This is a genomic window from Blautia sp. NSJ-140, from assembly GCF_022868965.1.
GTDB lineage: Bacteria > Bacillota > Clostridia > Lachnospirales > Lachnospiraceae > Blautia_A.
Window position 1 is genome coordinate 23634 of the sequence record NZ_JALIFS010000016.1, and the last position, 18161, is coordinate 41794.

An 18161-nucleotide genomic window follows, 5' to 3' on the forward strand; every position below is an offset into this window, starting at 1 on the left:
GAGTGTTTTTGCGTTGATACAGGGGCACGGGTGAACCTTCCTTCGGAATGATAACAGGGTAAAAATGAAATATAAATATGAAACAGGAGAAAATGTGAAAAGATCGAAAAATTTTGAAAAAAGAAAAAAATTTATAATGGAGCTTCTGGGAGATCCGCTGTATAAGCCCATGCGCCTGCGTGAGATCGCATCCCTCCTTCAACTGGATAAGAGTGAGAAAAAAGAGCTTTTTGATGTGCTGGACGAGCTTTGCGCCCAGGGCAAGGCTGAAGTAGATAATAAAGGAAGATACAGCAAGGTTTCCGGCAAGCGCAGAGACAGACGAAAGAATAAAGAAGCTCTGAAGGCAGAAAAGCCGGAGCGTGGCCGTAAGGGAAGAGAACGCAAAGAGAAGAATCATGAGGAATATCGTTTCTCTGAGAAGGACGGAACCCTCATGGAGGGAACTTTTATTGGCCATTACAAGGGCTTTGGCTTTGTGGAAGTGGAGGATCAGGAACAGGATATTTTTATTCCGGAAAATGACACGGGAAGCGCCATGCATCAGGATAAGGTGCAGATCCTTGTACGGAACGGACATAAAGAGGGAAAACGTCAGGAAGGTGTTGTGCTGAAGGTTCTGGAAAGGGGAATGCCTTCGATCGTGGGAACATACCAGAGCAGTCGTGATTATGGCTTTGTGATCAGTGATAACCCCAAATTTTCCAAAGACATCTTTATTTCCAGAAAAAACTCCATGGGAGCAAAGGACGGAGACAAGGTAGTTGCAGAGATCACAGATTACGGCTCGAGAAACCGGAAGCCGGAAGGAAAGATCACAGAGGTGCTGGGAAACTTACGTTCACCTGGAACAGATATCCTTGCTATTGTGAAGAGCTTTAACATACCAAGTGTATTTCCTGACAAAGTACTTCGCCAGGCTGACCGTGTGCCGGATCATGTACAGGAAGCGGATCTGGATGGAAGACTGGATCTCAGAAATCTTGTTACAGTTACCATTGACGGTGAGGATGCAAAGGATCTGGATGATGCAATTTCCCTGACAAAGGAGGATGGAATCTACCATCTGGGTGTGCACATCGCAGACGTGAGCAACTATGTTCAGGGCGGCAGTGCCCTTGACAGAGAGGCACTGAAGCGAGGAACTTCCGTCTATCTTGCAGACCGTGTCATTCCCATGCTTCCGGAGCGACTTTCCAACGGTATCTGTTCTCTGAACCAGGGACAGGACCGTCTGACTTTAAGCTGTCTGATGGATGTTAATGAAAAAGGAAAGGTGATTTCCCATAAGATCGCAGAAACAGTGATCCGTGTAAATGAGCGTATGTGTTACACAGATGTGAAAAATATTCTGGAAGATACCGATGATGTGGCGAAGAGACGCTATGAAGCTCTGATCCCTATGTTTTTCCTGATGAAAGAGCTTTCCGGGATCCTGCGCAGTCGTCGACATACAAGAGGTTCCATTGATTTTGATTTTCCGGAGAGTAAGATCATCCTGAATGCTGCAGGAAGAGCTATTGATGTGCAGCCTTATGAGGCCAATGTGGCAACCAGGATCATTGAGGATTTTATGCTTCTTGCTAATGAAACAGTTGCACAGGAATACTGCACCGGAGATTATCCTTTTGTATACAGAACTCATGAAAATCCGGATCCGGAAAAGATTGAAAGTCTTCTGATGCTTCTTCATAATGAAGGAGTCAACATACAGAAATCCGGACAGGAGATCACGCCTGGTGAGATCCAGGAGATCCTGGAAAGTATTGAGGGAATGCCCAATGAGGCACAGATCAGCCGCCTGACCTTGCGTACCATGAAACAGGCAAAATATACTACGGAATGCAGCGGACATTTCGGACTTGCAGCGAAGTATTACTGCCACTTTACTTCTCCGATCCGAAGATATCCGGATCTTCAGATCCACAGGATCATCCATGACCGTCTGAGAGGCAGACTGGTAAGGGAAGGACGTACCGAGCATTACAAGGAAATCCTGGATGAAGTGGCACGCCAGTCCAGTGTGTGCGAACGGCGTGCAGACGAAGCGGAAAGAGAATCCGATAAGCTGAAGAAAGCAGAGTATATGTCCTATCATCTTGGAGAGGAGTATGAGGGGATCATTTCCGGCGTTACAGGATGGGGACTTTATGTGGAGCTTCCGAATACCGTGGAAGGACTGATCCATATCAATACATTACGAGATGACTATTATGTATTTGACCAGGATGCATATGAACTGCGGGGAGACATGACGGGAAGGATCTTCCGCCTTGGGCAGAAGGTCCGTGTCCGTGTGGCAGATGCGGATAAAATGCTGAAAACCGTGGATTTTGTCCTGGCTGAGGAAGACTGAGGGAGCGCGAAATGGCAAAAAAAACAGGAATGAAACTGATCGCAAACAATAAAAAGGCTTTTCATGATTATTTTATCGAGGATACTTATGAGGCCGGGATCGCACTTGCAGGAACCGAGGTGAAATCCTTACGTTCCGGTAAATGCAGCATCAAGGAGGCCTTTGTCCGTGTGGAAAACGGAGAAGTTTATGTATATGGAATGCATATTACTCCTTATGAGAAAGGAAATATTTTTAACAAAGATCCTCTTCGTGTGCGTAAGCTTCTGCTGCATCGCTACGAGATCAATAAGATCGAAGCTAAATTAAAGGAAAAAGGACTGACTTTGGTACCACTGAAGGTTTATTTCAAGGACAGTCTGGTAAAAATAGAGATTGGCATGGCACGTGGTAAAAAGCTTTACGACAAGCGCCAGGATATTGCAAAGAAGGATCAGAGAAGAGAAGCGGAGCGGGACTTTAAAGTAAAAAATCTTTATTGATCAGCTGATTTCAACCGAAAAAATAAAAGTATGATAAAATGCGGGGAATGAGAAATGACAGAGGTACAGGACAGACGTAAAAAAACGGTAGAAGCATCAATGACGGAGCAGGTTCATCTGATCATGCAGCAGCATCTGAACGGAGGCGGAAGACTTTTTGGCGGAGCGCTGATGCAGTGGCTGGATGAGGTTGCCGGAGTGGTAGCTATGCGTCATGCGGAGACATATCGGGTAGTAACTGCGGCAGTGGACAATCTTCAGTTCAAGCATGCGATCTATGAGGGAGAGATCGTAGTACTTAAGGGATATGTGACTTATGTGGGAAGAACTTCCATGGAGGTTGAGATCGATACGTATGTGGAACAGCCGGATGGCATGCGTCATACTGTAAACCGGGCATTTTTTGTGATGGTGGCTGTAGATGAAGACCAGAAACCGATCCAGGTACCGGAACTGATCATTACCACAGAAGCGGAAAAAGCCCGGAATGAAGCTGCGAAAATGCGCCGTGATATGCGCAGGCAGCGAAGGGAAAACGGATTCTGACCTCAGCTGTTCCAATTAGAAACATCAAGACGTACCGCGCGAATTATGCGATCAGCATAAATTCTGTGCATCGCGAAGCGTGTTGCTGAGAACGGAATGAACAGTAACAAAATATCTAAAGATTCTGTGAAATTCAGAACGGTCAGGTTGACAAGAAAGTGATACTCTGTAATAATAGAAAAGGAAAAACTGACAGCGAATAAGACCATTTAATATGGAGGAGATATAATGAAAAAACGCTATTTGATTCTTGCCGGAATTCTTGCAGCGAGCATGCTTGCAGCCGGTTGCGGAAAGAAGAACTCTGTGGCACCGGAGCAGAAGGTGGAGGCAACGGCAACCCCGACGGTAACGGAAGCTGCAAAAACGGATGTGGTGGAGATGCAGACCTCTACTGATGAAACAGCAAATATCAAGAATGTAATGGGAACCAAGAGTGAGACCACTACCAGTATTGTATTTACCAACAAGATGAACTCCACGATTTCTGCAATTTATGTCCGTCCTACCAGAGATGATGGCGATGACAGTGATGAGACCTGGGGAAGTGATCTTGTAAATGGTAAATTCACACTGGCTTCCAACGACAAGGCTGTTTATTATATGGAGAAGAGCCAGAAGGATGATAACGGGGATACAGCAACAAGTTTTGATGTAAGAATCACATTTTCTGACGAAGATCAGAATGAATGTTTCTTCCGCCAGCTGCCGCTTCTGACAATCTCACAGCTGAGTCTTTGTATGGATGGTGAGGGTGAAGACGGAATCCCATATGCTACATATCTGGCGAGCGGAAGCACCAAAGAGGTGTCTACTCTGAAGGATGTAAAGGCAAGGCTTGGCATTGAGGATGAAAGTGACAGTGACAGTACAGATTCTTCGGACAGTACGGTCGTGACTCCGACTCCGAAGAACTCTGATAATAATGGAGGCAGTACAGACAGCAGTTCGTCCGGCATTTCGGACTCCACATCCACACCGGATCATCCAACATCTGCACCGGCTTCATCTGATTCTTCTGATGCACCGGATCCTACGGAAGCACCATCCGGCGAGGATGATCCGTCATCTGTAGCAGCAAGATATATTGGTCGGCCCATGTCTGAACTTGAGAATGCATGCGGCAGCCCAAATGGTAGTGATTATGAGGACGAGCCGGAGTCCGGTAAGACAGGTTATTATTATTATGATACGTTTACGGTATCCACAACTTTTGATGATGACGGCAATGAAGTTGTATCCGGCGTATGGTAAAGGAGAATAAACATATGAAAAGAGTGTTACTGAAATTAAGCGGAGAGGCTCTTGCAGGAGAGCAGAAGAGAGGCTTTGATGAAGCAACTGTTACAGAGGTTGCCAAACAGATCAAGACTATAGTGGATGAAGGACTTCAGGTTGGTATCGTGATCGGAGGCGGAAATTTCTGGAGAGGACGTACCAGCGGAGCCATGGACAGAAGCAAGGCAGATCAGATCGGCATGCTTGCTACTATCATGAACTGTATCTATGTGTCTGACATCTGCAGATATGTGGGACTTAAGACAGGGGTGTTCACCCCGTTTGTATGTGGCGCATTTACCACACTTTATTCCAAGGATGCGGTAGAGGAGAGCTTCGCAGAAGGAAAGGTTGTATTCTTTGCAGGTGGTACCGGCCATCCGTATTTCTCTACAGATACAGCTACTGTACTTCGTGCTGTTGAGATCGGCGCAGATGCCATTCTTCTTGCCAAGGCTGTTGACGGAATCTATGACAGTGATCCGAAGGTAAATCCGGATGCCAAGAAGTATGATGAGATTTCCATTGATGAAGTAGTTGCAAAGAAGCTGGCAGCTATGGATCTTACCGCTTCCATCATGTGTATGGAGCAGAAGATGCCGATGCTGGTATTCGGCCTTGATGAAAAGGACAGCATCGTCAATACCGTACATGGCAAGTTCTCCGGAACAAAGGTAACCGTGTGATCAAAAGGGAATAATAAAAAATAACCATACAGGGAGATATGTGAAATGGATGAGAGAATTCAGGCATACGAAACAAAAATGGGAAAAACACTGAATGCTTTGGAGAGTGAGCTGACAACCATCAGAGCCGGCCGTGCAAACCCGCATATTCTTGATAAACTTACCGTAGATTATTATGGAGCACCAACTCCGCTCCAGCAGGTTGCAAACATTTCTGTACCGGAGGCACGTATGATCCAGATCCAACCGTGGGAATCCAGCATGATCAAAGCGATTGAAAAAGCGATCCTTTGCTCTGATCTGGGATTAAACCCGAGCAACGATGGAAAAATGATCCGTCTTGTTTTCCCGGAGCTTACCGAGGAGCGTCGTAAAGAGCTGGTGAAGGACGTTAAGAAAAAAGGTGAGGGTGCCAAGGTTGCAGTAAGAAATATCCGTCGTGATGCCAACGATGCATTTAAGAAGCTTGCAAAACAGGATGTTTCTGAGGATGAGATCAAAGAGCTTGAGGATCAGATTCAGAAACTTACAGATAAGTACATCAAGGAAGTTGACAAGGCGATCGAGAACAAGTCTAAAGAGATTCTGACTGTATAAGTGTAAGAAATACGAGGATAGAGAGGGCTTCTTTGAAGAAGCTCTCTTTCTGTATGGAGGAGATTTATGAACGTACCAAATCATATCGCGATCATTCTGGACGGAAACGGACGCTGGGCAAAGGAACGTGGAATGCCGAGAACCTACGGACATGTAAAGGGATGTGCCAATCTGGAAAACATTTGTTATGATATCAAAGACCTTGGTGTGAAATATCTTACGGTCTACGCTTTTTCCACAGAAAACTGGAAACGATCCAGAGAAGAAGTGGAGGCACTGATGAAACTGTTTCGTGGTTATCTTAAGAAATGTATCAAGATTTCCAAGAAAAATAATATGAAGATGAAAGTCATCGGAGATATTACTGCCTTTGCACCGGATATCCAGAAGAGTGTCCGGGAATTAGAGGAATATTCCAAAGATTTTGACGGTATTTATTTTCAGTTGGCATTAAATTACGGAAGCCGTGATGAGATCCGCCGTGGAATGCAGAGGATGGCACAGGATGTAAAAGACGGAAAAGTTGAGCCGGACAGCATTACAGAAGATACTATTGAGAGCTATCTGGATACTGCAGGTGTACCGGATCCGGATCTTTTGATCCGTACAAGCGGGGAGCAGCGGCTTTCCAATTTTCTGCTCTGGCAGCTTGCTTATTCCGAGTTTTATTTTACACCGGTTGCATGGCCGGATTTCAATAAAGAAGAGCTGATCAAAGCCATCGAGAAATACAATCAGAGAGACAGACGCTACGGTGGCGTCAAGGAGGAGTAGATCATGTTTAAGACAAGACTGATAAGTGGTATCGTCCTTGTCATTATTGCCCTGGCAACTATCATTTCCGGAAGCTGGATCTTATTTTTTACACTTCTGGCTGTTTCATTGATCGGAATGAGAGAACTTTACAAGGTAATGAAGGTAAGTGATGAGCATGTTACCGTGCTGGAACTTGTAGGATATCTTGGAGCAGTGCTTTATTATATTGCCATGAAAGCTGATTTCGGAAATTACGGAACTATGGCAATCATCATCAGTATGATTCTGATCCTGTTTGTTTACGTATTCGGTTATCCGAAATATCATGCGGAACAGGTGATGGCAGCATTCTTTGGAGTTGTATATGTTGCTGTGATGCTTTCCTTTATCTATCTTACCAGAAGCCTTCCGGATGGAAAATTCCTGGTCTGGCTGATATTCCTGTGTTCCTGGGGATGTGACACCTGTGCTTACTGTGTGGGAATGCTTATCGGAAAGCATAAAATGGCGCCGGTTTTAAGCCCGAAAAAATCCATCGAGGGAGCTGTAGGAGGCGTTGCGGGAGCGGCGCTTCTTGGAGTGATCTATGCAGCGGCAACACAGGGAAAAATGGCTGAGTATGCCTTGATCTGCGCAGTTGGAGCTCTGATCTCCATGGTGGGTGATCTGGCTGCATCTGCGATCAAAAGAAACCAGAACATCAAGGACTATGGAAAGCTGATCCCGGGCCATGGAGGAATCCTGGACCGTTTTGACAGTGTGATCATCACAGCCCCTGTTATTTACTATCTTGCAAAAACGATTCTTGGAATTTAGGAGACATTGAAATGAAGAATATTGCAATCTTAGGTTCTACCGGCTCCATCGGGACCCAGACACTGGATGTGGCAAGAAAAAACGAAGATATTCGTGTTGTTGCAGTCAGTGCAGGCAAAAGTGTGGAGAAACTGGAAGAGCAGATCCGGGAGTTTCATCCACTTCTGGCAGCAGTCTGGGATGAAAAAGCAGCCCAGGATCTGAAAACGCGTATTGCGGACACGGATACAAAGGTAGTCAGCGGAATGGAGGGACTTCTGGAGCTTGCGTCCATGCCGGAATCAGAAATTCTTGTCACTGCGATCGTGGGAATGATCGGAATCCGTCCTACGATGGAGGGAATCCGTGCCGGAAAGGACATTGCCCTGGCAAATAAGGAAACCCTTGTCACAGCCGGTCATCTGATCATGCCGATGGCAAAAAAGTATGGCGTATCTATCCTTCCGGTAGACAGTGAACACAGCGCTATTTTCCAGGCTATCCATGGAGAAGAAAACAAAGAGATCCACAAGCTTCTGATCACGGCATCCGGTGGCCCCTTCCGCGGACGTACCACAGAAGAGCTGCGAAAGGTCACTGTTGCAGATACTCTGAAGCATCCAAACTGGGTAATGGGACGAAAGATCACCGTAGATTCTGCAACCCTGGTAAACAAAGGGCTGGAAGTTATGGAAGCCAAATGGTTGTTTGACATGGATCTGGATCATATTCAGGTGGTGGTGCAGCCACAGAGTATCATCCATTCCATGGTGGAGTTTAAGGATGGTGCGATCATGGCACAGCTTGGAACTCCGGATATGAGACTTCCGATCCAGTACGCTCTGTACTATCCACACAGACGATATCTGGACGGAGATCGCCTTGACTTCACAAAGCTTCATGAGATCACATTTGAGGTTCCGGATATGGAGACATTCCGGGGACTTCCTATGGCGATCCAGGCGTCCCGGGAGGGCGGAAGTATGCCGACTGTCTTTAATGCAGCCAATGAGCTTGCAGTAAAGAAATTCCTTGAGGAAAAGATCGGTTTTCTGGATATTTATGAGATTATTGCACAGTCTATGGAAAGACATAAAAAAATCGCACATCCGGATCTGGATGAGATCCTTTCTGTAGAGCAGGATACTTATCAGTGGATCGAAAGCAGGTGGTAAATTGAGATTTGTGATTGCTGTAATTATTTTCAGCGTTGTGATACTGATCCATGAGCTGGGACATTTTCTTCTGGCAAAAAAGAATCACATCGAGGTATTGGAATTTTCTCTTGGTATGGGACCCAGGATCATAAGTACAGTAAAGGGTGGTACACGTTATTCTGTGAAATTGTTTCCTCTTGGAGGCTCCTGTGCCATGGCCGGAGAGGATGCGGAAGATGACAGTCCGGGAACCTTTAATTCTGCTCCTGTGTGGGGCAGGATCGCAGTGGTTGCTGCCGGTCCGGTATTTAATTTTCTTCTGGCATTTATTTTGTCTGTGATCATTGTGGGCTGTATGGGCTATGATCCGGCAACCGTATTAGAAGTAACCCAAAATTCTGCTGCGGATAAGGCAGGATTGAAAAAGGGTGATGTGATCACGGAATATCAGGGCTACCATATTGATCTGGGGAAAGATCTCTATGTATATTCGTATCTCAATGAACTGAAAGAGGGAGATACTATTCGGCTGAAAGTAAAACGTGATGGAAAGAAACTGGAGATTTCCTATAAACCAGATATAAATGTGCGGTATCTTCTTGGCTTTAATCGTTCTGATGTAAATTCCATGACTGTGGAATCACTGATCAAGGGAATGCCATTGGAAGAAGCAGGTCTGGAAGCCGGTGATGTGATCACGAAGATCAATGGAGTGGAGGTTCCGGACGGAAATGCATATGAAAAATACATCGAGGAGCATCCGTTATCCAATGAACCTGTGACGATCACCTATGAGCGTAACGGACTGGAATATGAGGCAGAGATAACGCCAAGGGAATACAGAACACCGGTTTCCGGTTTTGGATATAACACATACAGTGAAAAAACTTCCGGCTTTAATGTTCTGAAATATGGTGCTGTGGAAGTAAAATACATGATCCGTACTACGATCTTAAGCCTGAAAGAGCTTGTGACCGGTAACCTTGGAATGAAAGATTTAAGTGGTCCTGTGGGTGTTGTGGATGCCATTGGCGACACTTACGAACAGTCCAAAAGTGAGGGAACGCTGATGGTCTGGATGAATTTGTTGAATATGGCAGTCCTTCTTTCTGCAAACCTGGGAGTGATGAACCTTCTTCCTCTTCCTGCGCTGGATGGAGGGAGGCTGGTATTTCTGGTGACAGAAGCAATCCGGAGAAAACCGGTAAACCGTCAGGTAGAAGGCATGATCCATTTTGCGGGACTGATGCTTTTGATGGCGTTGATGGTTATAGTTATGTATAATGATATTCTGAAGATATTCTGATATCTGGCGGGAGAAGGTAAATATCAAGTGCTGTATGATCTGTGAGGAGATGGTACAGCACTTTTTTTGTGCAGATATTTATTATATAATAAAGGCATCAGAGTAAAGGGGGATATATAAATTTGAAAAAGGATATTTTAATACTGGCGGCATTGATAGCAGTTGTTATAGCAGTTCCTTTTCTGGCTACAAAGGCAGAAGAAGCAATCCAGATTAAAAATGAGGAATTTAAGGAAAAACAGAATAGGGAATGTTATGAAAAAGCGGAAGAATGCATGGATTGATGATATCCAGGATGCGGAAGATTACTGGGAAGAAGCACAGTAGGAGATATGGCATTTTGAGATTCTGTACATATACTAGCAGAGAACCAGTGTGCTTTCAGGCACAAAAAGGAGCCTCTGTTTATGAAAAATCATTCTTATATTTCAATGCAGCAGGATATGCCGGATCAGGGACAGCTGCAGGTGACGGTGCTGGACAGTGCTAGTAACCGTCCTGTGGAAAATGCTGCAGTGCGGATCTCGTACACAGGAGTCCCGGACAATGTGATCGAAGAAGTTCACACGGATTCCTCCGGAAAAACGCCGATGTTGGAGTTGGCAGCTCCTCCGCTGGAATACAGCATGAAACCGGTGGAGCAGCAGCCCTATGCAGAATATACAGTTCGGATCAGTGCGGAGGGTTTTACACCAAAAGAAATAGCTGGGACAGAAGTTCTTCCCTATTCCATTGCCAGGCAGGGAGCATCCCTTAGCAGACAGCAGGGTAATGGAGTGGATTATCAGCGGATCGTCATCGGACCCCATACGCTTTTTGGGGAATATCCTCCCAAAAATCCAGAAGCAGAGATCAAGCCGATAAATGAAACCGGCGAGATCGTATTAAACAAAGTGGTGATCCCGGAATATATCGTAGTCCATGACGGACCGGTAGGGGATACCTCTGCACAGGATTATTATGTAAGATACAAGGATTATATCAAAAACGTGGCCAGCAGTGAGATCTACGCAACCTGGCCGGAGGACACGATACGTGCCAATGTTCTGGCGATTATGTCGTTTACTCTGAACAGAGTTTATACAGAGTGGTACCGGAATAAGGGATATGATTTCACCATTACGTCCTCTACAGCATACGACCACAAATGGATCTATGGCAGGAATATTTTTGAGAGTATCGACCGGATCGTGGATGAACTTTTTGAAAACTACCTTTCCAGACCGAATGTGCGTCAGCCGATCCTGACCCAGTACTGTGACGGACGCCAGGTGCAGTGCAGGGACCGGGGATGGATGACCCAGTGGGGAAGCAAAGCTCTGGGAGATCAGGGATATTCCGCCATTGAGATCCTGCGGAGCTTCTATGGAAACGATATGTATATCAATGTGGCGGAAGCAGTTTCCGGGATTCCCGCATCCTGGCCGGGATATGACCTGACTATCGGTGTTACCGGAGAAAAGGTACAGCAGATCCAGGAACAGCTTAATGCCATAGCAAAAGCCTATCCTGCCATCCCGTCAGTGATCGTGGATGGTATTTATGGTCCGGCTACTGCTGCATCTGTAAAAAAATTCCAGAATATATTTGGGCTTCCTGCATCCGGAGTGGTGGATTATCCAACCTGGTATAAGATACAGGACATTTATGTAGCAGTGACCAGGATAGCGGAGCTACAGTAAATATAAAAATAATAAAAATGTTCCTGGCCATTTTCGGAGTGATCTGATCGGGGCTGGGAGTGTAATGCGTGAACATGATTTCAGAAAAAAATGTTTGACGTTTCAGAATAAACCAAGTATAATGGCTGTTTGTATCTTTGAACGTAAATTGTAAAGAGATTGCGTTTATGAGCATGTGAAAAAAGCGAAATGAGAATGTCTGCTTTACAAAAGGAGTGATGAAAATGACATTTTATCAGGAACTGCAGTTAAGCTCAACCGGATCAAAACAGCTGATCAGAAATACCACAGACAAAAAGGAGAAAAGAAGGCATATTCTGATCTATAATTTTAAAGTGTATCTTGTCATGGCATTTTGTGTGGCGGTTGTGACATTGTACAGTAAGATAACCGGCAATGACAACAGTGTTGTAGGAGTAACCGTACTGCTGGCAGTGCTGGTTTTAAGACAGGCGGATTTCGGGATCCGGACGTCCCACGGATTGTTGTCCATTGCCGGGATTTTCTGTATTCTGATCGCAGGGCCGAGATTATCCAACATGGTTTCACCGGTACCGGCATTTTTTGTTAATGCGATAAGCATCCTGTTACTGATGATCCTGGGATGCCATAATGTAATTATGTATAACCATTCCACATTTGTTCTCGGATATCTGCTTCTGATGGGATATGACGTAACCGGAAAGGCGTATCTGCTTCGTGTAGAGGGGCTTTTGGCCGGAATGGTTCTCTGCATGGTAGTTTTTTATAAGAATCAGAAAAACCGCCCGTATCGCAGGACATTTCTGGACCTGTTCCGGGAATTTGATCTGCATTCCGCAAGAGGCAGGTGGTATTTAAGACTGACGCTGATCGTTTCCAGCGCTATGCTGATCATGTCTCTTCTGGGACTCCCAAGAGCAATGTGGGCCGGAATTGCCTGTATGTCCGTGTGTTTGCCGTTTACCGCGGATTGCAGGGGAAGAGCCGGAAAAAGAGCTATGTTCAACATCGTTGGCTGTATTCTGTTTGCAGTGCTTTATCTGATACTTCCGGAATCTATGTATCCCTATATTGGAATGATCGGAGGAATCGGTGTGGGATATTCCGCAGGTTATGCGTGGCAGACTGCATTTAATACATTTGGAGCACTGTCCATTGCATCAGGACTGTTTGGAATGCCGGCAGCAGTGCTGCTCCGTATTGGAGCCAATGTATTTAGTTCAATTTATACTATGCTCGTAAATAAGCTTGGGGATAAGCTTGTGCAGCATATGTGGGTACGAAAGAGTGCAGAAATCTGAGATATTGCCCTGAAAAAAGTTTTGCCGTATAATGGGTAATAGCATAACAGCCTGGATATTACCGGGCCGATAGAGGAGAAGATTATGTACGAAGAAACAACAGAAAAACTGCTGGAATTTATCAGTAAAAGTCCTACAGCCTTTCAGGCGGCAGAGGAAACAAGAAGACGTTTTTTGGAGGAAGGCTTTACAGAATTGAAGGAAGAGGAGCGCTGGGAGCTGGAAAAGGGCGGAAAATATTTTGTCATGAGAAATCATTCCGCGATCATCGGATTTTCCATTCCTGTCAATGACTGCAGGAGATATCATATCATTGCAAGTCACAGTGACTCCCCGTCTTTTAAAATAAAAGAAAATCCGGAGATGTCTGTAAACGGAGCTTATGTGAAGCTGAATGTGGAGCGGTATGGAGGAATGATCCTTTCTACCTGGTTTGACCGTCCCCTTTCTGTGGCAGGCCGCATGATCGTCCACAAAAACGGAAAAATTCTGGAAAAGCTTGTAGATATTGACAGAGATCTGGTCATGATCCCGAGCCTTGCGATCCATATGAACCGAGATATTAACGGAGGCTATCATTATAATGTCCAGAAGGATATGCTTCCATTGTACAGTGGCAGTGGCGAAAAAGGCAACTTCATGCGGATGCTGGCAGAAGAGGCAGAGATCCGTCCGGAGGATATCCTGGGCCATGATCTGTTTCTCTATAACCGGATGCCCGGAACGATCTGGGGATCCAGGAATGAATTTGTTTCCAGTCCAAGATTGGATGATCTGCAGTGTGCTTTCGCTTCAATGGAAGGCTTTCTTCAGGCAGATAAGAAGAAGGTCATTGCAGTCCACTGTGTACTGGATAATGAAGAAGTGGGAAGCACTACCAGGCAGGGAGCTGCATCCACATTTCTTAAAGATGTACTGTTTCGTATCAATCTGGCCCTTGGCGGAGATCAGGAAAGTTATCTGATGGCCCTTGCAGAGAGCTTTATGATCTCTGCGGACAATGCACATGCATTACATCCGAATTATACAGACAAGGCAGATCCTGTAAACCGTCCGGTGATGAATGGTGGAATTGTGATCAAATATAATGCCAATCAGAAATATTGTACCGATGGGATTTCCACAGCAATCTTTAAGGAACTCTGCAGAGAAGCAGATGTGCCATATCAGACATTTGTGAACCGTTCTGATATTGCCGGTGGTTCCACTCTGGGAAATATTTCCAATACCCAGGCAGCCATAAATACGGTCGATATCGGTCTGCCGCAGCTGGCGATGCATTCCGCTTATGAAACAGCCGGAGTGAAAGATACGGAAAGCCTGATCCGTGCGGCAAAGGTATTTTACAGGTGATATCGGAGGACAGGAAAATGAGCAGAAAAGCAGTATTTTTTGATGCGGACGGAACAGTCTGTGATATGAAAAAAGGAGTGCCGGACAGTGCCATAGAAGCCATCCGTGCGCTGGTAGATAACGGACATGAAGCGTGGCTCTGCACAGGAAGAAGTCGTGCGTTTGTATCCTGGTATCTGGAGCAGGTCCCTTTTACGGGAATGATCAGTGCCTGCGGATCCACCATTGAGAAGGACGGGAAGAGACTTTTTAATAAAGAGATGACGCCGGAGGTTGCAAAGCTTTCTGTGGAGGTTCTCAGAAAATACGGACTGATCCCGGTAATGGAAGGCGCGGATTTTATGTATTATGACAAAGAGGAGTATACCGATGAAGTGAACTGGTATGCCAGTCTGATCACAGAATCCCTGGGCGATAAATGGAGGCCTATCCGTGGAAATGAGGATTGTATGCGGATCAATAAGATCAGTGCAAAAATGACGGAGGGATGTGATGCGGAGGCAGCGTTATCCATTTTATCAGAATACTATGATATCATTCGCCATGAAGGCAGCAGTTCGTTTGTGGGAAATACCATTGAACTGGTGCCAAAGGGCTTTAACAAGGCTGTTGGGATCGCAACTGTGATCCGCCTGTTTGATATTCCGTGGGAGAATACCGTTGTTTTTGGAGACAGCAACAATGATCTTGCCATGTTTGAATACGCTGCAACAAAGGTTGCCATGGGAAATGCTTCTCCGAAGATCAAAGAACTGGCAGATTATGTTACGTCTGATATGTTCCACTACGGCATTCGGGATGGCTTGAAATATCTGAAGCTGATCTGAGAAAATGCTTCGTTTGTTTTGTAGGCTATGAGATTGTAAGAACAGAAACATCCACATCAGAAATGATAGCTTTATGTGAATATGCTTTTATAAAAAAATGCTGTAAGAACCAGAAATCATAGTTCTTACAGCTTTTTATGTTACAGATTTTTCCGGGTAGATAATATGCAGAAGCTGCAATATCAGATCAGTCCCAGACCTTTGCAGATAAACAGCCAGAGTGTCAGGGTAAAGGAACTGAATAATGTGGTAAGAAGCACGACTCCCGAAGAAAAAGAGCCCTCATGTCCCATGTTTTTTGCCATGACAAAGCAGGTAACGGTGCTGGCAGACCCCAGCATGATAATGATGGAAACCAGCTTGTCCTTTGTAAAACCGCAACGGATGGCAAGAGGAAGAAAAAGTGCTTCATAACCGACAAGTTTCATAAATGTACAGGCAACAGATGCTTTCAGCCGGGAAAAGGCTTTTCCGAAGTGCAGAGATCCGCCCATAGCCATGAGGCCAAGAGGAGTGGCGGTTTTTGCAAGATTGCCTGCCGTAGAGTCCAGGATCTTCGGAAATGGAAGACGAAGAAGGGACCAGAGTGTACCGGCTGCAATGCCGAGAATGATAGGATTGGTGACAATTCCCTTTAAAGTGCGCTTCAGAACGGTACCATCTATTTTTCCCTGACCTGGTTTAAAGACAGAGAGAACTACAACAGCCATTACATTGTAAAGAGGGACGCTGGCAATGATCATCAGTGGTGCCATACCTGCATTTCCGTAAAGGTTCTGGATAATGGCGATACCAAGGATCGCTGCGCTGCTGCGGTAGGATGCCTGGATAAACTCGCCCCGGATATCGGAAGGGTGGAGAAAACGGGACAGGAGCACGGAGATCATAATACTGAGCGATGTGATCGCAAAACAGAAAAGAACCATCTTGGGATCCCAGGCCTCATAGATATCGATTTTAGCGATGTCCTGAAACAGAAGCACAGGCAGGGGGATGACAAACACAAATTTGTTCATACGATTGACAAATGTTTCATCAAACAGTCCGATCCTCCGGAAAAAATATCCCAGGAGCAGTGTAAGAAAGATGGGCACGGTAACATTCAGACAGAAAATAAGATTGTCCATAAAAGAAAGCCTCCCTGTGGTAAAATTTCTTTGTTTATTATATCCAAACTACGAAAATTGTCAAACGAGGTATACGGGACTGGAGATTTCTGGTATGATAAAAAGTGTTGCGAAGAAAGCAGCACAGGGGTTGAGAAGGAGAAAGGAAAGAAAATGAGATACGGAAAAATACGGATTGAAGATGGCTTTTTTGTGTTTACCAGACATATGATGCTCAACAGTCTTCCGTGTAAAGATATTCTCTGGGCGTACATGCGCCGTGAGGGAACCGATAAAACCGGTGAAAAGCAGCTGATCATCAATTATCTGGTAATCATAACCAGACGTCAGAAGCGTTATAAATTTGATATGACAGAGCAGGAGGTACAGGATTGTCTTCAGCTTCTTAAAGTACTGAATCCGGATCTTGCGGTTGGCTTTCCAAAAGGAAGCAGGCTTCCGCTTCAGAATCTTCCGAATACAAGAGATCTGGGTGCATTGATGACAGCAGACGGTTCGCATATTCTTCCCAGAAAGCTTTTGCGCAGCGGAGAAATCTATCATGCTTCTGCTGCAGACAACCGGATCCTTTCAGAAGAATATAATGTAAAAACAGTGATCGATTTCCGGTCAGCCGCAGAAGTAAAGAAAAAACCAGATGATATCATGGCAGGAGTGGAATATTATCATATTCCGATTCGGGATGAAGACAGCAGTGGAAACAGTTTTTTTGAACATGTGATGTCCTGTTATGGTGATGTAGACCGATATATGCAGGATTGGTACCGGAATTATATTACGGATGAATATTCTTTGAAGCAGTATGCACGTTTTCTGGATGTCCTGCTTCACGTAAAGAACGGAGCTGTTGTTTTTCACAGTGCCACAGGAGAAGACCGGACAGGAGTTGGAACGGCACTTTTGCTCTTTGCTTTGGGTGTACCTAAGGAAACGATAAGAAGGGATTATATGCGGTCGAATCCATGTCTGGAAGATGAACTGAAGTATATGCGCAGGCTTTACCGGGCAGACCGGCCGGAAAATAGCCGGAAGCTTGCAGATCTGAATGCCTTCTATCAGGTGAAGGAGTCTTATATCAATACAGTTTTTGATGTCATCGAAAAAGAAAACGGAGGAATTGAAAGATTCCTTCGGAAAAAACTCTACCTAACATCAAAGGCATCCGAGGAGCTTAAGAAAAAATATCTGATCTGAGGATAAAAACATTTCTTATCATCCTGAATGGATTTTGCAGGAAATTTTGATTGACAAAATTTTCGAAGTTGTTATAATGGTAAGAAAGCAAGGGTTTATTAGATTAAAGCGTTAACTGACGAAGTCGGTTTTCTATACATAAAAGTGTTGAAAGCAGGTGTATTATGGAAAAGAGAATACTATCCATCCTTGTGGATAATACCTCCGGAGTCCTTAGCCGTGTGGCTGGCCTTTTCAGTCGCCGTGGTTATAATATTGATAGCATTACCGCAGGAGTGACTGCAGATCAGAGATATTCCCGTATGACAGTTGTTTGTGAGGGAGATGACCAGATGCTCCAGCAGATCACTAAGCAGCTGGCGAAGCAGGAAGATGTACGGGATGTTAAGGTCCTTGAACAGGACGACAGCGTTGCCCGTGAGCTGATGCTCGTTAAAGTTGCTGTGAAGCCGGAACAGAGACAGGGAGCTCTTTCTGTTGCAGATATCTTCCGTGCCAAGGTGGTGGATGTAAGTAAGGATTCACTTATTATGGAGATGACCGGAAGTCAGAACAAGCTGAAAGCGTTTGTGGAGCTGATGGCTGACTATGAGATCCTTGAGCTTGCAAGAACAGGAATCACAGGTCTGTCACGAGGCAGTGACGATGTCCGGTACCTGTAAAAATTTTTACATATGTTTGCTAGGAGAGCAGATACTCTCTTAACGATAAATAATTTTTATGAAGAAGATGTTGT

At 45.1% G+C, this 18161-nt stretch carries 18 protein-coding genes; 17 read left to right on the plus strand and 1 reads right to left on the minus strand.

From position 1 onward, the window contains the following. Positions 1-64 precede the first annotated feature (64 nt). The 15 genes from rnr to MUB50_RS15485 all read left to right on the plus strand — a co-directional run bounded on the left by rnr (position 65) and on the right by MUB50_RS15485 (position 15104). Positions 65-2356: a ribonuclease R gene (gene rnr, locus MUB50_RS15415; RefSeq protein ID WP_244791587.1), complete on the plus strand. Its 2292-nt coding sequence runs from the start codon at positions 65-67 to the stop codon at positions 2354-2356. Between the two features lie 11 nt (positions 2357-2367). Next, a complete protein-coding gene (gene smpB / locus MUB50_RS15420) occupies positions 2368-2838 on the plus strand; it encodes an SsrA-binding protein SmpB (protein ID WP_021652954.1) in 471 nt (156 codons plus the stop codon). A gap of 54 nt (positions 2839-2892) precedes the next feature. Further along, positions 2893-3384 carry an acyl-CoA thioesterase gene (locus MUB50_RS15425; protein WP_114002727.1) on the plus strand — a complete coding sequence of 164 codons (492 nt, stop codon included), beginning with the start codon at positions 2893-2895 and terminating at the stop codon, positions 3382-3384. Positions 3385-3612: 228 nt separating this feature from the next. Then, positions 3613-4638 (plus strand): hypothetical protein, encoded by a 1026-nt coding sequence (locus MUB50_RS15430; protein WP_118515928.1) that lies wholly within the window; start codon positions 3613-3615, stop codon positions 4636-4638. A gap of 14 nt (positions 4639-4652) precedes the next feature. Beyond that, a complete protein-coding gene (pyrH, locus tag MUB50_RS15435; RefSeq protein WP_244791589.1) occupies positions 4653-5348 on the plus strand; it encodes a UMP kinase in 696 nt (231 codons plus the stop codon). Positions 5349-5393: 45 nt separating this feature from the next. Further along, positions 5394-5945, plus strand: a complete 552-nt coding sequence (gene frr / locus MUB50_RS15440; RefSeq protein ID WP_118515929.1) for a ribosome recycling factor — start codon at positions 5394-5396, stop codon at positions 5943-5945. Between the two features lie 66 nt (positions 5946-6011). Further along, positions 6012-6719 (plus strand): isoprenyl transferase, encoded by a 708-nt coding sequence (locus MUB50_RS15445; protein ID WP_118515930.1) that lies wholly within the window; start codon positions 6012-6014, stop codon positions 6717-6719. Between the two features lie 3 nt (positions 6720-6722). Then, positions 6723-7517, plus strand: coding sequence for a phosphatidate cytidylyltransferase (locus MUB50_RS15450; RefSeq protein ID WP_021652949.1), 795 nt, complete (start codon positions 6723-6725; stop codon positions 7515-7517). A gap of 11 nt (positions 7518-7528) precedes the next feature. After that, positions 7529-8671 carry a 1-deoxy-D-xylulose-5-phosphate reductoisomerase gene (dxr, locus tag MUB50_RS15455; protein ID WP_118625621.1) on the plus strand — a complete coding sequence of 381 codons (1143 nt, stop codon included), beginning with the start codon at positions 7529-7531 and terminating at the stop codon, positions 8669-8671. Between the two features lie 10 nt (positions 8672-8681). Next, positions 8682-9959: an RIP metalloprotease RseP gene (rseP, locus tag MUB50_RS15460; protein WP_286188081.1), complete on the plus strand. Its 1278-nt coding sequence runs from the start codon at positions 8682-8684 to the stop codon at positions 9957-9959. 122 nt (positions 9960-10081) lie between these two features. Then, entirely contained in the window at positions 10082-10243 is a 162-nt protein-coding gene (locus MUB50_RS15465) for a hypothetical protein (protein ID WP_244791591.1), read from the plus strand. A gap of 123 nt (positions 10244-10366) precedes the next feature. Beyond that, the gene (locus tag MUB50_RS15470; protein WP_280520164.1) at positions 10367-11641 is read left to right on the plus strand and encodes a peptidoglycan-binding protein; all 1275 of its coding nucleotides are present in this window, start codon (positions 10367-10369) and stop codon (positions 11639-11641) included. Between the two features lie 224 nt (positions 11642-11865). After that, positions 11866-12924: an FUSC family protein gene (locus tag MUB50_RS15475; RefSeq protein WP_244791593.1), complete on the plus strand. Its 1059-nt coding sequence runs from the start codon at positions 11866-11868 to the stop codon at positions 12922-12924. 84 nt (positions 12925-13008) lie between these two features. Next, positions 13009-14277 (plus strand): M18 family aminopeptidase, encoded by a 1269-nt coding sequence (locus MUB50_RS15480; RefSeq protein ID WP_022426517.1) that lies wholly within the window; start codon positions 13009-13011, stop codon positions 14275-14277. A gap of 17 nt (positions 14278-14294) precedes the next feature. Then, positions 14295-15104, plus strand: coding sequence for a Cof-type HAD-IIB family hydrolase (locus tag MUB50_RS15485; RefSeq protein WP_138277623.1), 810 nt, complete (start codon positions 14295-14297; stop codon positions 15102-15104). Positions 15105-15286: 182 nt separating this feature from the next. Here MUB50_RS15485 and MUB50_RS15490 read toward each other — a convergent pair whose 3' ends face one another. After that, complete coding sequence (locus tag MUB50_RS15490; RefSeq protein WP_244791595.1) at positions 15287-16231, minus strand: AEC family transporter; 945 nt, start codon at positions 16229-16231, stop codon at positions 15287-15289. Between the two features lie 153 nt (positions 16232-16384). Between MUB50_RS15490 and MUB50_RS15495 the strand changes: the two genes are divergently transcribed. Next, positions 16385-17425 carry a tyrosine-protein phosphatase gene (locus MUB50_RS15495; RefSeq protein ID WP_244791597.1) on the plus strand — a complete coding sequence of 347 codons (1041 nt, stop codon included), beginning with the start codon at positions 16385-16387 and terminating at the stop codon, positions 17423-17425. A 164-nt stretch (positions 17426-17589) separates the two neighbouring features. Further along, positions 17590-18087 (plus strand): acetolactate synthase small subunit, encoded by a 498-nt coding sequence (gene ilvN / locus MUB50_RS15500; RefSeq protein WP_015526774.1) that lies wholly within the window; start codon positions 17590-17592, stop codon positions 18085-18087. The last annotated feature ends 74 nt before the right edge of the window (positions 18088-18161 follow it).

What these genes read in the sequence shown, in the direction of transcription:
- rnr (WP_244791587.1), top strand. Translation starts at nt 65, where the DNA reads ATGAAATATAAATATGAAACAGGAGAAAATGTGAAAAGATCGAAAAAT.
- smpB (WP_021652954.1), top strand. Translation starts at nt 2,368, where the DNA reads ATGGCAAAAAAAACAGGAATGAAACTGATCGCAAACAATAAAAAGGCT.
- MUB50_RS15425 (WP_114002727.1), top strand. Translation starts at nt 2,893, where the DNA reads ATGACAGAGGTACAGGACAGACGTAAAAAAACGGTAGAAGCATCAATG.
- MUB50_RS15430 (WP_118515928.1), top strand. Translation starts at nt 3,613, where the DNA reads ATGAAAAAACGCTATTTGATTCTTGCCGGAATTCTTGCAGCGAGCATG.
- pyrH (WP_244791589.1), top strand. Translation starts at nt 4,653, where the DNA reads ATGAAAAGAGTGTTACTGAAATTAAGCGGAGAGGCTCTTGCAGGAGAG.
- frr (WP_118515929.1), top strand. Translation starts at nt 5,394, where the DNA reads ATGGATGAGAGAATTCAGGCATACGAAACAAAAATGGGAAAAACACTG.
- MUB50_RS15445 (WP_118515930.1), top strand. Translation starts at nt 6,012, where the DNA reads ATGAACGTACCAAATCATATCGCGATCATTCTGGACGGAAACGGACGC.
- MUB50_RS15450 (WP_021652949.1), top strand. Translation starts at nt 6,723, where the DNA reads ATGTTTAAGACAAGACTGATAAGTGGTATCGTCCTTGTCATTATTGCC.
- dxr (WP_118625621.1), top strand. Translation starts at nt 7,529, where the DNA reads ATGAAGAATATTGCAATCTTAGGTTCTACCGGCTCCATCGGGACCCAG.
- MUB50_RS15470 (WP_280520164.1), top strand. Translation starts at nt 10,367, where the DNA reads ATGAAAAATCATTCTTATATTTCAATGCAGCAGGATATGCCGGATCAG.
- MUB50_RS15475 (WP_244791593.1), top strand. Translation starts at nt 11,866, where the DNA reads ATGACATTTTATCAGGAACTGCAGTTAAGCTCAACCGGATCAAAACAG.
- MUB50_RS15480 (WP_022426517.1), top strand. Translation starts at nt 13,009, where the DNA reads ATGTACGAAGAAACAACAGAAAAACTGCTGGAATTTATCAGTAAAAGT.
- MUB50_RS15485 (WP_138277623.1), top strand. Translation starts at nt 14,295, where the DNA reads ATGAGCAGAAAAGCAGTATTTTTTGATGCGGACGGAACAGTCTGTGAT.
- MUB50_RS15490 (WP_244791595.1), bottom strand. Translation starts at nt 16,231, where the DNA reads ATGGACAATCTTATTTTCTGTCTGAATGTTACCGTGCCCATCTTTCTT.
- MUB50_RS15495 (WP_244791597.1), top strand. Translation starts at nt 16,385, where the DNA reads ATGAGATACGGAAAAATACGGATTGAAGATGGCTTTTTTGTGTTTACC.
- ilvN (WP_015526774.1), top strand. Translation starts at nt 17,590, where the DNA reads ATGGAAAAGAGAATACTATCCATCCTTGTGGATAATACCTCCGGAGTC.